15 protein-coding genes are annotated in these 14124 nt (G+C 33.5%); 6 read left to right on the top strand and 9 right to left on the bottom strand.

Annotated elements, in window-relative coordinates:
- The 3 genes from NLJ00_RS23370 (at position 1) to NLJ00_RS23380 (ending at position 4775) form a co-directional block, all read left to right on the top strand.
- Positions 1–1182 carry a thiolase family protein gene (locus tag NLJ00_RS23370; protein ID WP_035647215.1) on the top strand — a complete coding sequence of 394 codons (1182 nt, stop codon included), beginning with the start codon at positions 1–3 and terminating at the stop codon, positions 1180–1182.
- 222 nt (positions 1183–1404) lie between these two features.
- Positions 1405–3210: an acyl-CoA dehydrogenase family protein gene (locus NLJ00_RS23375; RefSeq protein ID WP_256635602.1), complete on the top strand. Its 1806-nt coding sequence runs from the start codon at positions 1405–1407 to the stop codon at positions 3208–3210.
- 470 nt (positions 3211–3680) lie between these two features.
- Positions 3681–4775 (top strand): glycoside hydrolase family 18 protein, encoded by a 1095-nt coding sequence (locus tag NLJ00_RS23380; RefSeq protein ID WP_256635603.1) that lies wholly within the window; start codon positions 3681–3683, stop codon positions 4773–4775.
- 70 nt (positions 4776–4845) lie between these two features.
- Here NLJ00_RS23380 and NLJ00_RS23385 read toward each other — a convergent pair whose 3' ends face one another.
- The 3 genes from NLJ00_RS23385 to NLJ00_RS23395 all read right to left on the bottom strand — a co-directional run bounded on the left by NLJ00_RS23385 (position 4846) and on the right by NLJ00_RS23395 (position 6400).
- The gene (locus NLJ00_RS23385) at positions 4846–5331 is read right to left on the bottom strand and encodes a hypothetical protein (protein ID WP_053471824.1); all 486 of its coding nucleotides are present in this window, start codon (positions 5329–5331) and stop codon (positions 4846–4848) included.
- Between the two features lie 89 nt (positions 5332–5420).
- Positions 5421–5942 (bottom strand): DUF4251 domain-containing protein, encoded by a 522-nt coding sequence (locus tag NLJ00_RS23390; protein ID WP_256635604.1) that lies wholly within the window; start codon positions 5940–5942, stop codon positions 5421–5423.
- A gap of 29 nt (positions 5943–5971) precedes the next feature.
- Positions 5972–6400, bottom strand: coding sequence for an META domain-containing protein (locus tag NLJ00_RS23395; protein WP_256635605.1), 429 nt, complete (start codon positions 6398–6400; stop codon positions 5972–5974).
- Positions 6401–6614: 214 nt separating this feature from the next.
- Between NLJ00_RS23395 and NLJ00_RS23400 the strand changes: the two genes are divergently transcribed.
- The gene (locus NLJ00_RS23400) at positions 6615–7142 is read left to right on the top strand and encodes a superoxide dismutase family protein (RefSeq protein ID WP_256635606.1); all 528 of its coding nucleotides are present in this window, start codon (positions 6615–6617) and stop codon (positions 7140–7142) included.
- 118 nt (positions 7143–7260) lie between these two features.
- Positions 7261–8463: an LETM1-related biofilm-associated protein gene (locus NLJ00_RS23405; protein ID WP_256635607.1), complete on the top strand. Its 1203-nt coding sequence runs from the start codon at positions 7261–7263 to the stop codon at positions 8461–8463.
- A 33-nt stretch (positions 8464–8496) separates the two neighbouring features.
- Here the strand turns inward: NLJ00_RS23405 and can are convergent, their stop codons facing one another.
- The 4 genes from can to NLJ00_RS23425 all read right to left on the bottom strand — a co-directional run bounded on the left by can (position 8497) and on the right by NLJ00_RS23425 (position 11875).
- Positions 8497–9135 carry a carbonate dehydratase gene (gene can / locus NLJ00_RS23410; RefSeq protein WP_256635608.1) on the bottom strand — a complete coding sequence of 213 codons (639 nt, stop codon included), beginning with the start codon at positions 9133–9135 and terminating at the stop codon, positions 8497–8499.
- A gap of 121 nt (positions 9136–9256) precedes the next feature.
- On the bottom strand, positions 9257–10903 hold the full coding sequence (locus NLJ00_RS23415; protein ID WP_256635609.1) for a SulP family inorganic anion transporter: 1647 nt from the start codon (positions 10901–10903) through the stop codon (positions 9257–9259).
- A gap of 80 nt (positions 10904–10983) precedes the next feature.
- Complete coding sequence (locus tag NLJ00_RS23420) at positions 10984–11262, bottom strand: hypothetical protein (RefSeq protein ID WP_235992049.1); 279 nt, start codon at positions 11260–11262, stop codon at positions 10984–10986.
- A 133-nt stretch (positions 11263–11395) separates the two neighbouring features.
- Positions 11396–11875 carry a Dps family protein gene (locus NLJ00_RS23425; RefSeq protein WP_256635610.1) on the bottom strand — a complete coding sequence of 160 codons (480 nt, stop codon included), beginning with the start codon at positions 11873–11875 and terminating at the stop codon, positions 11396–11398.
- 110 nt (positions 11876–11985) lie between these two features.
- On the opposite strand from NLJ00_RS23425, the gene NLJ00_RS23430 reads away from it, so the two are divergent.
- Complete coding sequence (locus NLJ00_RS23430; protein ID WP_053471795.1) at positions 11986–12927, top strand: LysR substrate-binding domain-containing protein; 942 nt, start codon at positions 11986–11988, stop codon at positions 12925–12927.
- 34 nt (positions 12928–12961) lie between these two features.
- Here NLJ00_RS23430 and NLJ00_RS23435 read toward each other — a convergent pair whose 3' ends face one another.
- Both NLJ00_RS23435 and mnmD read right to left on the bottom strand, forming a co-directional pair.
- Positions 12962–13159, bottom strand: coding sequence for a hypothetical protein (locus tag NLJ00_RS23435; RefSeq protein WP_053471796.1), 198 nt, complete (start codon positions 13157–13159; stop codon positions 12962–12964).
- Positions 13160–13325: 166 nt separating this feature from the next.
- On the bottom strand, positions 13326–13991 hold the full coding sequence (gene mnmD, locus NLJ00_RS23440) for a tRNA (5-methylaminomethyl-2-thiouridine)(34)-methyltransferase MnmD (RefSeq protein ID WP_256635611.1): 666 nt from the start codon (positions 13989–13991) through the stop codon (positions 13326–13328).
- Between the last annotated feature and the right edge of the window lie 133 nt (positions 13992–14124).

Genomic DNA, 14124 nt, shown 5'->3' on the forward strand with positions numbered 1-14124 from the left:
ATGAAAACAGCATATATAGTAAAAGCATATAGAACAGCAGTTGGAAAAGCTCCAAAAGGTGTTTTTAGATTTAAAAGACCTGATGAATTAGCTGCAGAAACCATTCAGTTTATGATGGACGAACTGCCTGATTTTGACAAAAAACGTATCGATGACGTTATGGTAGGAAATGCCATGCCGGAAGCAGAACAAGGTTTAAACGTTGGACGTTTGATCTCTTTAATGGGACTAAAAGTGGAAGATGTTCCTGGTGTAACAGTTAACCGTTATTGCGCTTCTGGATTAGAAACTATCGGAATGGCGACTGCTAAAATCCAATCAGGGATGGCAGATTGTATCATTGCCGGTGGAGCAGAAAGTATGAGTTTTATTCCGATGGGAGGTTACAAACCAACTCCGGATTATAAAGTTGCTGCTGCAGGTCACGAAGATTACTATTGGGGAATGGGTTTAACTGCTGAAGCGGTGGCTAACCAATACAAAATCTCAAGAGAAGATCAGGATGAGTTTGCTTATAACTCTCACATGAAAGCATTAAAAGCACAAGCAGAAGGAAAATTCGACAAACAAATCGTTCCAATTACTGTTGAGCAGACTTTCATCAATGAAAATGGTAAAAAAGAAACAAAATCATACGTTGTAAATAAAGACGAAGGTCCAAGAGCAGGAACTTCTAAAGAAGCTTTAGCAGGTTTAAAACCAGTTTTCGCCGCTGACGGAAGTGTAACAGCCGGAAACTCTTCTCAAATGAGTGACGGTGCCGCTTTTGTTTTAATCATGAGCGAAGAAATGGTAAAAGAATTAAACCTTGAACCAATTGCACGTTTAGTAAACTTTGCTTCTTCTGGTGTTGAACCAAGAATCATGGGTATTGGTCCTGTAAAAGCAATTCCGAAAGCTTTGAAACAAGCTGGTTTAACATTAAATGATATTGAATTAATTGAGTTAAATGAGGCTTTTGCTTCACAAGCTTTAGCAGTAACTCGCGAATTAAACATTAACCCGGAAATCGTAAACGTAAACGGTGGAGCTATTTCTTTAGGTCACCCTCTGGGATGTACAGGAGCGAAACTTTCTGTTCAGTTATTTGACGAAATGAAACGCAGAGGTAATAAGTACGGAATCGTTTCGATGTGTGTGGGAACTGGACAAGGTTCTGCGGGGATTTACGAGGTATTATAAGAAAGTAATCGTTTAGTTTGTCATTTCGAGGAACGAGAAATCGCACTAGTATTTCCACAAAGTAACCGCTCAGTTTGTCATTTCGACGAAGGAGAAATCTCCGCGACGATTTTCCACACAGCTGATAATCTTTGTAGAGCTACTTGCGGAGATTTCTCCTTCGTCGAAATGACAAGATTGAGGTAATTATATCATAAAAAAACATACAAAAAAACATAAGCAATGGCAGATACAATCGAAAAAAACGTAACCCGTGGTGGTCAGTTTTTAGTTAAAGAAACAAAGAGCGAAGATATCTTTACACCAGAAGATTTCTCTGAAGAGCAGTTAATGATGCGTGACTCTGTAAAAGAGTTCGTAGACAAAGAATTATGGGCGCATAAAGATCGTTTTGAGAAAAAAGATTACGCTTATACAGAAGCTTCTATGCGTAAAGCTGGTGAACTGGGACTTTTAGGAGTTGCGGTTCCTGAGGAATACGGTGGATTAGGAATGGGATTTGTTTCTACAATGTTGGTTTGTGACTATATTTCTGGAGCAACTGGTTCTTTCTCAACTGCTTTTGGTGCGCATACCGGAATTGGAACTATGCCAATTACACTTTACGGTACCGAAGAACAAAAGAAAAAATACGTTCCTAAATTGGCTTCTGGAGAATGGTTTGGAGCTTATTGCTTAACTGAACCAGGCGCAGGATCTGATGCAAACTCAGGAAAAACAAAAGCTGTTTTATCTGAAGACGGAACTCATTATTTAATTACAGGTCAAAAAATGTGGATTTCGAATGCAGGTTTCTGCAGCGTTTTCATCGTTTTTGCTCGTATTGGTGATGATAAAAATATTACAGGTTTCATCGTAGAAAACGATCCATCAAACGGAATTTCTATGAATGAAGAAGAGCATAAATTAGGAATCCGTGCTTCTTCTACTCGTCAGGTTTTCTTCAACGATACAAAAGTTCCAGTCGAAAACATGTTATCTGAAAGAGGAAACGGTTTCAAAATCGCAATGAATGCTTTAAATGTTGGTCGTATTAAATTAGCTGCTGCATGTCTTGATGCTCAAAGAAGAGTTACTACAGGAGCTGTAAAATATGCTAACGAAAGAATTCAGTTCAATACTTCTATTTCATCTTTTGGAGCTATACGTTATAAATTAGCTGAAATGGCGACTAGCGCTTACGCTGGAGAAAGTGCTTCTTACCGTGCTGCAAAAGATATCGAAGACAGAATCGCTGCTCGTGAAGCTGAAGGAACTAGTCATCAGGAAGCAGAATTAAAAGGTGTTGAAGAATATGCTATCGAGTGTTCTATCTTGAAAGTAGCCGTTTCTGAGGACGTTCAAAACTGTTCTGATGAAGGTATTCAGGTTTTTGGCGGAATGGGATTCTCTGAAGATACCCCAATGGAAAGTGCCTGGAGAGATGCTCGTATTGCGAGAATCTACGAAGGAACAAACGAAATCAACAGAATGCTTTCTGTAGGTATGTTGATCAAAAAAGCAATGAAAGGTCACGTTGATTTACTTGGACCAGCAATGAAAGTTCAGGAAGAATTAATGGGAATTCCTTCTTTTGATACTCCAGATTTCTCTGAATTATTTGCAGAAGAAAAAACAATCGTGGCTAACCTGAAAAAAGTTTTCTTAATGGTTGCAGGAAGCGCTGTTCAAAAATATGGTCCGGATTTAGATTCTCACCAACAATTATTGATGGCTGCTGCCGATATCTTAATCGAAATCTACATGGCTGAAAGTACTATTCTTAGAACTGAGAAATTAGCGAAAAGAGAAGGTGAAGATAAAGTAAAAGAACAAATCGCTATGGCAAAATTATACTTGTACAAAGCGGTTGATATCGTAAACTTAAGAGGAAAAGAAGGAATCGCTTCTTTCTCTGAAGGTGACGAACAACGTATGATGTTAATGGGATTAAAACGTTTTACAAAATACACCAACCTGCCAAATGTTGTGGCATTAAGAGAAACAATTGCCTCTAAATTAGTTGCAGAAAATTCATACTGCTTCTAATTCAAAAATAGTTTTTAGCTTTTAATTTGTTTAAACCCGCACAAGTCCGAAACTGTGCGGGTTTATTTTTTTTGTTTTTTTGAACCATATAAGTTATATAAGTTCATTTAAAAAAAAATGTTTTTTTGTAGAAACGCACAGCAGTGCGTCTAACTATGTTTTTTTGTTTTGCCACAGATTAAAGGATTTTCACAGATTTTTTAATCATTTTAATCCTGTAAATCTGTGGCATTTTTTGTAGAGACGCACAGCAGTGCATCTACGTTATGTTAGACGCACTGCTGTGCGTCTCTACGGAATATTGGAACGGAATAAAATTCTGTCCACTCTAAAATGAACTTATATCACTTATATGGTTTAAACCTATTTCACAAATCTTTATTAAAATTGAGGTTATGTTACAGGATTGATAGCAAAATTTAAATTCTAATGTTTTATATTTAGCGTTTTAAATCTTCAAAAAACATAAAATGAAACAAATTAGCCTAATTGCCCTTTTATTTATCTGCCTTATATCCACAAACATTTTTGCGCAGAAGAATAAGAAATTAGATATCATCGCTTATTATACTGGTGATTCTAAACTAATTGACGAGTACGAAGTCAATAAACTAGATCAAATTATCTTTAGCTTTTGTCATTTAAAAGATGGAAAACTAAGTGTTGATTCTCCTAAAGATTCCCTAACAATAAAACATTTAGTTTCTCTAAAAGCTAAAAATCCACAATTAAAAATCGTTTTATCTCTTGGCGGCTGGGGAGGCTGCGAACCTTGTTCGGATGCTTTTTCTACTGCTGATGGTCGTTTGAAATTCGCAAAATCAGTAAAAGAAGTAAGTGATTATTTTAAAGTTGACGGTTTAGATTTAGATTGGGAATATCCTGCAATTGAAGGTCTTCCTGGACATTTATATCAAGCTGTTGATAAAACTAACTTTACCGAATTGCTTAAAATTCTTCGTTCAACTTTAGGTAAAAAATATGAATTGAGTTTTGCTGCGGGAGGTTTTCAAAAATATCTTGATGAATCGATTGATTGGAAAGCCGTATCTCCATTAGTAAACCGTATCAATATTATGAGTTATGATTTAGTAAATGGATATTCTAAAGTTACGGGGCATCACACACCTTTATACAGCACAAATCCAAAAGAAGAATCTACAGACAGAGCAGTTGAGTTTTTATTAAAAGCTGGAGTTCCTGCTGAAAAATTAGTAATTGGAGGCGCATTTTATACCAGACAATGGAAAAATGTAGAAAATATCAATAACGGATTGTATCAGGCAGGAGAGCATTTTCAAGGTGCTGACTTTAAAAACTATGCTACAACTTATACAGAAGCTAACGGCTGGAAATATTTTTGGGATGATAAAGCAAAAGCTCCATACTGGTATAATGTAGGAACGAAAACTTTCGCAACTTCAGATGACATTAAATCTATTAAAGCAAAAACAGAATATGTAAAATCTAAAAAACTAGGCGGAATCATGTTTTGGGAATTGACTTTAGACAGTTTCCGTGACGGAATGGTTAATGCCATTTATGAAGTTAAAACGTCTAAATAAATTTCATTAAAGCAAATAAAAAACGGCAGTTATTTTTTAAGTAACTGCCGTTTATTTTATAAAGATGTTTTTATTGGATTTTTGATTTGTCTAATTCTCCAATAAACGGAATTGATTCTAAAATCTCTGCTCTTATTATTGTCTGCAAATAAACTTCTAACTGAATAAATTTTGCAGCATTTATTGCTCCAACCGCTTTCTTTGCCTGTCCGTATGTTTTAGAGAATAATTTTTCATAAGCCAGATGATTTTTTAAAGTTCCTTTTGCTAATTCATCTGCCTTTGCATCTGTAAGCGTTGCATAGTTTTGTGCATAATCATTTATTAATTGAAATTTTTCCTGCCCGAGATTTTTTCGTTCTGTTTCATAATTATCATACACTTTTGTAAAAGCTGCTGATTGAGCATCTGATAAATTCATATACTGCTTTACTAAATCGGCTTTAGATTTTCCGTAAACACTTTGTAAAACATCTACATCTTCTTTAAACGAAGATTGTGCATAAGATGAAAACACGGCAACTGCCATAATAAAAATAAGACTTAATTTTTTCATAGTATTGATTTTTAAATTTGTTTCTAAATAATTATGCATTCTAAAATATATTGATTTAAAAAATGGGAGTATATTATAAAAAAAGTTTTTTAATTTTTCGTTTCTTGTGTTCTTGGAGCACTTATTTCTCCATCATAAGAAATTGGGGATCTATTGTTACTGGTGACAGAAAGTGAAGCTCCTCCATCAAAAAAAATAGTAAATATTAAATCATAAACATCGTCTTTGCCTTTTACAGTAGCTCTCACACTATAATTTTTTGACTTCTTCCCTATTTTTATATTTTCCGGCATCCCTTCAAATTTAATTCCGCCGTCACTTCCGTAACCCACATTATAGCCGCGGCCAAAAAAAGGAAGATCACAAGTTGTTTTTTCAGCATTAAACTTCAAAAAATAAGTATTGTAATCTAAAATAATAAGCCGCCCTCCTTGTGGAGTGACTTTTTGGGCTTCAAAAACAAAATTTTTAGAATCAATTAAAGCTTCAATCTCTTTTTGTTTTTGCAATGCTTTTTCGGCTTTTAATTCTTTCTTGCTTTTTTGCTGCGCAGATACAGAAAAATTCAAAAAGCCAAACAACACTAATAAAAGGAATAATTTAGTTTTCATCTCACATCATTTTAAGTAAAACAAGTCGTCTACTTTTTCGTAAATCTCATCATTGCAATATCTCCTGAAATTAAATTCAGCGTTTTTCCATCATCTGTAATATCATACGATGTAATTTTTTGAAGCGTACTCATATAAGTTTGTTCGCCTTGCTGTCCGTCAATGCACATCATTTTCGTAACGGCCATTGGCTGCGTAAAGTCAATTTTATTGCCATTTAGAACCAATTTTCCTGTATAGGAATTACAACTATTGTTTCCAGAAACCTGATTGTCTTTTGTATTGAATGTTATTATCGGTTTTTTATTTGGGTACAAACCATCAAAAGTAATTTGCGGTCCGGTAATATAATTGAGTTCCCAGGTTCCGTCGAGTTTTGCGGCTGAATCTGTTTTTTGACACTTACAGGAAAATAAAAACGAACTAATAAAAACGAGGATAAAAATCTTTTTCATCATAACATTAAGTATTAAATATGAACGAATTAGAAGAATATGTTTTAAGAAATTTTTCGTTAAAACCATTACGAATTTAAGCAATATTTTTCGTTTTTGTGCTCAATCGATCTTAAATTACGACGCATAGTTTGACTTTTTTTTAACTTTTAGAGTCAAATTATTCCGTTATTTTATGTTAAATTTACTTAATCTTTAATTTAAAATGCCCGTATTTATGAAAAAACTGATCGTATCATTCGCTATAATTACAGCTTTATTCATTGGCTGTAAGACCAATACAAAATCAAATGATGCTAAAACTTTGACTGTAGCATTAGAACCAAAAAGCGGTAGTAACGTAGCCGGAACTGCTACTTTTACAGAGAAAAATGGAAAAGTAACTTTTACTGCAAAGGTTTCTGGTTTACAGCCCGGAGTTCACGCGATACATATTCACGAAAAAGCAGATTGTACTGCTGCCGACGGAAGTTCTGCCGGCGGACACTGGAACCCAACTTTTAAAAAACATGGAAAATGGGGAGTTGGAGAATATCATAAAGGTGATATTGGAAACTTTACCGCTGATGAAAAAGGTAACGGAACTATTACCTTAACTACTGACGAATGGTGCGTAGGCTGCGGCGATGCAACTAAAGATGTGTTAGGAAAAGGTTTAATTGTACATCAGGGAACAGATGATTTTACTACTCAGCCAACCGGAAATGCGGGCGGAAGAGTTGCCTGTGCCGGTATAATTAAATAATAAAAAATAATAAAACGCTAATAACCACTATATTTCACAAAAATCTAGTGGTTATTTTATTTTTAATTCACTCTAAAACAAGAAAAAGATATAGCTTTGCAGCTATAAATTCAATTCAATGATTAACCCATCAGCACACGGCTGGATCGATAAGTTTTTTAGTGAGCAGAAGTTTTCAGAGGCAATTCCTTTTGAAACTACAGATTCCTTTTACTATAAAGTTAGAGAAACTGGTTTTATCTACGGTCATATCATTGCAATTGATTCTCAAATTCCAATTCCGATAAAAGGCTGGTTTAAAACCGAAATTTCTAAAATTGCCTTATTAAATACTCTTTATCATGTTTTTTGTTTAGAAAAAAGAAATTCTGAACCAAATAACTTTATTACGGAAGTATTGAAATTCTATAAGCAAATGAATCCGGAAGGGTTTAATTTGTTTAAGATTCTGCTTCCAAAAGACACTCCTTCTCATTCATTAGAAAGTATAATTGATGAAAGGGTACAGACCAATGACAGTATCATCAGCAAAAACTTTTCGCATTTAGTAACTAATGCGCTTTTGTTTATTGATGTTTTGGCCTTTAGACAATATTTAGAACACGGAGAAATTCCAGAAAAATATCTGAAAAGAATTGAAGAAACAGTTCTTGGAATCGTAGGCTTGGCTTTAAAAACAAAAACAATCAAATCGCAGCACGACGATTTGTTAATTAAACTTTTTGAAGCTTCTATACGTTATTCTAAATTTTCGAAAGTTACCGTAGACACTTTAGATACTTTACAATTAGATTATTTCAAAAATACTTTAGAGCATTATTATTTAATTGACATGGCGGGAATGGCGTTGTGGAGCGATGGCGTTGTCGAAAATGAAGAATCGTATTTCTTGTATTCTCTAGGTTCAATGATGGGCGTTGCTGATGATTTTGTAAAAGCAAGCATTGACACCACTCATGATTTTATTACGACTCATAAAAAGAAGATCCCCTATTTTAATTACTCAAATCCCGTTAAGCATTTCTATGATCAGATGACGCACAGCGTTGTAAAATTGATTATAAGAAACAAAAACAGGTTAATTAAGGAAATTGTTCAGAGTAAAGAATTAATGGTTCTATTAGCTTATTCTACAACAAGGGATTTAGATGCGAAAGAAAAGAAAAAAGTAAAAAAACAGCTTTTAGATATTTGTAAAACGATTCCGTCCCTGACTATATTTCTACTTCCGGGCGGAAGTTTATTACTGCCGATTTTAATCAAGTTTATTCCAACGATGTTACCATCTGCATTTAATGAAAATCTAGACGAAAACGAATAAAAAAAATCGCCCTTTTGAGGCGATTTTTATTTTTTATAGATTACTCAGTTGGTAAACATCATCAAGTTCTTGATTCGAAGCAATGGTTACATTTAAATCGGTTACAAAACCAGAATTCAATCCGTAAACCCATCCGTGAAGCATCAAATCCTGACCGTTTTTCCAAGCAGATTGCACAATTGATGTTTTAGCTAAATTGTAAACTTGCTCTTTAGCATTGATTTCTACAAAAGCATTAAAACGTTCTGTTTCATCTTCAATAGAATTCAAATATTTATCATGTAAACGGTATTCATCTTTAATGTGACGAATCCAGTTATCGATAATTCCAACAGATAAATTACCCATAGCCGCTTTTACACCACCACATCCGTAATGTCCGCAAACAATAACGTGTTTTACTTTTAAAACGTTTACTGCATAATCCAGTACGCTTAACATATTCATATCTGAGTGAACAACCATGTTAGCAATGTTTCTGTGTACAAACACTTCACCAGGTTTTGCCCCAATAATTTCGTTTGCAGGAACACGGCTGTCAGAACATCCAATCCATAATAATGGCGGAGATTGCCCTTTTGCTAAATCAGCAAAATAATTAGGATCTTTTGCTAATGAATCTTCTACCCATTTTTTATTGTTCTCTAATATTTGTTCATAGAACTTTCTCATCTTTCTTAGGTTTTTTCTTGGTATTATCAATGCTTAAGCATATCAAAAAGACTTTTTTGTAAAGTTATTTAAATTTTGATATTTCTCAAACCTGAATAATATCTTTATTTATATAATTTGTTTAAAATTTTTCTTTTTGTTCTTTCTTAACCAATGCTCGTTTTGCAACATCATAATAATGTTCAATCGTAACGTGATTGTTATTATCCGGAGTATTTTCTAATTCGTATGCTTCTTTAAAACCTTTTAGCTTTACTTTGATATTTTCATCGATAGCGCGGGTTTCCTTAAATTCACGAATTAAATCTAATACATCATGAGCAATATATTCTGTATCATGCGCATTAATAATTACTTTAGAATTTTCCGGAATTTCACTTAATGTTTGTTTGATTGCGGCTTTATTTAAAAAAGAAACTTCCTGCGCTAAATCGATATGAATGACATCGCCGTCTTCATATTCTTCTTTTTTGAAGATGTAAGCTCTTTTTAAATTTCCTCTTAAAACAAAAATGATACTAATGATAATTCCTAAAGCAACTCCCTTAAGCAAATCTGTCGCAACGACAAAGACCAAAGTTGCGATAAAAGGGACAAACTGGTATTTACCCTTTTCCCAGAAATGCATAAAGGTTGCTGGTTTTGCTAATTTATATCCAACCAAGATTAAAACCGTAGCTAAAGTTGCCAAAGGAATTTTATTTAAAATTGCCGGAATCGACAATACACTGATCAATAAAAGTACACCATGAATAATAGTCGACATTTTAGACTTTGCACCGGCATTATTGTTTGCAGATGATCTCACCACAACAGATGTCATTGGTAAACCTCCTAAAAGTGCACTCGCAACATTCCCAATACCCTGCGCTCTAAGCTCAACATTAGTATCAGTATAACGTTTTTGAACGTCCATTCTGTCAGAAGCCTCAATACACAAAAGTGTTTCAATAGAAGCTACAATGGCAATTGTAACAGCTACAACCCAAACCTGCGGATTTGTTACTGCAGAAAAGTTTGGTGTAATTATAATAGATTTAAAATCATCAAAAGACTTTGGAACTGGCAAAGAAACCAAATGTTCTTTTGCAATTGCTAATGAGCTTCCTGTTGATATAAAAAATTCGTTTAATAAAACACCCAGGATAACAGCTACAAGGGCGCCCGGAACTAATTTTAATCTCTTTAAAAAAGGAACTTTATCCCATGAGATTAATATTACAAGTGAAACCAATGAAATCACAACTGCTCCTAAATTGATATGATTTAAGACATCAAAAAGAAATGAAAATGAATTGCTTCCGTCGTTTTGAATAAAAGCCTGATCGCCTTCAAAATCAGCATCGTAACCAAATGCATGCGGAATTTGTTTCAGAATAATAATGATTCCGATACCTGCAAGCATTCCTTCAATTACGTTTGTTGGAAAATAGTTTGATATACTTCCCGCTTTTAAAAATCCTAATGCCAATTGAATTAGACCTGCAATAAACACAGACAGTAAAAACACATCAAAGGCACCAAAATCAGTAATAGCAGTTAAAATAATTGCTGTTAATCCAGCCGCAGGGCCAGAAACGCTAATGTGTGACTGGCTTAAATAACCTACCACAATACCACCAATAACGCCCGCAATAATTCCAGAAAATAACGGCGCTCCAGAAGCCATTGCAATACCTAAACACAATGGAAGAGCCACCAAGAAAACCACTAAACCTGAAGCAAAGTCAGACTTAAGGTTGGCAAAAAGATTAATTTTTTTTGTCATAATACAATACTAAAAATTGATACATTAGAACCATGCCGCATTTGCTGTAAATACAGTTGTTCTTCAAATAATCGGAAGTATTATGCCAAGTTGGGTGGTGGAGCAAATATGCTCGGAGAAATATTATCTAGTTTTACGATGTTTTCAGAAACGATCGTTTTCTTTTGAATGTAAACAGGAAGCGGTGCTTCATGTTCTAAAATTACAGGATGCACTACAGATTTTAGTTCTTTATGCACTTCCTCTTCAGAAAAATTAAAAGACACGCACGAACTTCCTTTCTTAATCGCCTGAACAATTGTCGGGGTCGATAAGAAGGCAATAAATATGAATAATAATATGCGTGCTAATATTTTCATTGTGGCAAAAATAGCGTTAAACAAATAAAATCAAAGCGACAAGGCAAAAATTTTATACAATTTTAACAAAAACATAAAAGCAGAATAATCAAACTAGACCATTCTGCTTTTTAATACATTCATAAACAACAAATTACAGCGATTCATCAAGCCATGCATTCATCATCCAAATTGTTTTTTCCTGCTCTGCAATAAAGTCACTCATCATTGAATTTGTACCTTCATCATTAATTTCGCCAGATTTATTCAGGATTTCTCTTTCAATTTTTAACAAATCCGATAATGAATTTACAATTAACTGAACTGCTTTTTCATCGTTTGAGATATTTTTTCCAACTGTCAATTTATTGTTGCTGATATAATCTTCAAAAGTATGTAATGGAGTTCCGCCAATTGTTAAAACTCTTTCTGCAATCATATCTATTTTTAATTGTGAATCTGTATATAATTCTTCAAATTTTACATGTAAATCGAAGAAACGTTTTCCACGAATATTCCAGTGAATTCCTCTTAAATTTTGATAGTATACCTGAAAATTTGATAATAAAACATTTAATTCTTTCACTAACAATTCTGACTCTTTTACAGGTAATCCTAAAATATTTGTTTTCATAATCTTCATTTTTTATAACTAAGTTTACTACAAATTTAAATTATCTTCATTAAAAAAATTATAAAAAAAAATTATATTTACTTATTTTTGTATCAAAAATTACTATCAAAATGACGATAACTCAATTACAATATGTGTTAGCAGTTGCAGAGCATAAAAACTTTACTCTTGCGGCCGAAAAATGTTTCGTAACACAACCCACATTAAGTATGCAGATTCAAAAAATTGAAGAAGAACTTAATATTTTAATTTTTGACAGAAGTAAAAAACCTATTCAGCTTACAGATATTGGACAAAAGATTGTAAATCAGGCAAAAAATATTGTAAACGAAGCAGATCGTATTAAAGATATTGTCGAACAGCAAAAAGGTTTTATTGGCGGAGAATTTCGTTTAGGAATTATTCCAACCATTATGCCAACGCTTTTACCAATGTTTTTGAATAATTTCATTAAGAAATATCCAAAGGTGAAGCTTTTAATTGAAGAGCTTAATACAGATGAAATTATTGTAAAGCTAAAAAATGGTCATCTTGATGCAGCAATTGCAGCAACTCCGCTTGAAGATGAAAAAATAAAAGAAATCGTTTTATACTTTGAGCCATTTGTAGCTTACATTCCGGAGCATCATCACAGCTTTCAAAAAGAAGAAATCGAAGTGGCTGATTTAAACATTAATGAGATTTTACTTTTACAAGACGGACATTGCTTTAGAGACGGAATTTTAAATTTATGCAAAAATGGTACTGACGTCGAGCAAAATAATTTTCAGATTCAAAGCGGTAGTTTTGAAACTTTAATAAAATTAGCCGACGAAGGTTTGGGTACAACGTTACTTCCGTACTTGCACACATTAGACTTAAAAGAATCCGACAAACTGAAACTACGAAACTTTAAGGAACCAAAACCTGCCCGTGAGGTAAGTTTGATTTACCCAAAGAGTGAATTAAAAATGCAAATCATTGACGCGATTCGATCTACAATTGCCGGCGTTGTAAAAGGCGCAATTGTTTTTCAGAACGTTCAAATCATTAGTCCGCTACAAAAAAAGTAAGCATAAAAAAAGGAGCCAATTTGGCTCCTTTTTTTTATACTTTAATTAGTAGTAGACTTTGTTTTAATTCTGGTTTTTCAATAATGAAATTTAATAACCATTCTTGCAATTGTTCCATTTCGTATGGTAACAGTGTTTTGATAGCTTTTTCTAACTCTCTGCAGAAAAGTACCGGGTCGAAACTAACTCTCTCAAGTATTGATTTCGTGTAATCAAACATCATTTTTGACATAATAAAATAAGATTTTTGGGGGTTATCTATATTTTTAAACTCGCACCAAATGTAAACATAAATCACATATAAAGTTTCTTTTTAACTTATTTTTTTAAAAACTTTAGCAACGAATACGTTTTCTTAGTACAGATAAATCAATATAGAACCATTCTAAACAACTAAATTACACCTTTTTAAAGGCTCTAAACATTTCTCGTTTTCCCGGCGGGCCTGCTAATTTTTCGACTGTAAACCCAACAGAAATCATGCTTCTTTTAACAACTCCGCGGGCTGCATAAGTAACAAGGACTCCATTAGGTTTTAAACTATTGTACATTTTCTGAAAAATTTCAGTACTCCAAAGCTCCGGCTGCACGCGATATCCGAAGGCATCAAAGTAAATCAAATCAAAAATTTCAAAATCGTTTATTTCATCAAAAAATTGTTTCCTTTTAGTTAACGAGAATTGGCTGCTAATTTCGTTTTTCTCATTCCATTCCGTTTTATGCATTTTTTCGAAAATGTTCTCAAATTCCAATGCCTCAAGTTCGGCAACATAGTTCATTCCCAGAATTTCTTCGGCATTTACAGGATACGCTTCTACCCCAACATAATTTATTTGCTGCTGTTTATGTTCTGATTCTAAAAAGGTTATAAAAGCATTCAAACCCGTTCCAAAACCAATTTCAAGAATTGACACCGGATTACTATCAAATAAGGACAAACCATTTTTTATAAATACATGTTTTGCTTCTTGTATGGCACCATGTTTTGAATGGTAACTTTCGTTCCATTCTTCTAAATGAATTGTGGTTGAACCATCTAGCGTTTTAATTATTTCTCTTTTCACAATTTTCGAATTTTGCAATGGATAATTATTGATCTGTAACCCATTTTCTAAGTCAAAATTACTCAAAACAAATGCGTAAAGCCTTAAAAAATGATAGTTTTTTCATAAATTCCTTATAAAACTCCGCAAAAAT

The sequence above is a fragment of the Flavobacterium panici genome, from assembly GCF_024499525.1.
Taxonomy (GTDB): domain Bacteria; phylum Bacteroidota; class Bacteroidia; order Flavobacteriales; family Flavobacteriaceae; genus Flavobacterium; species Flavobacterium panici.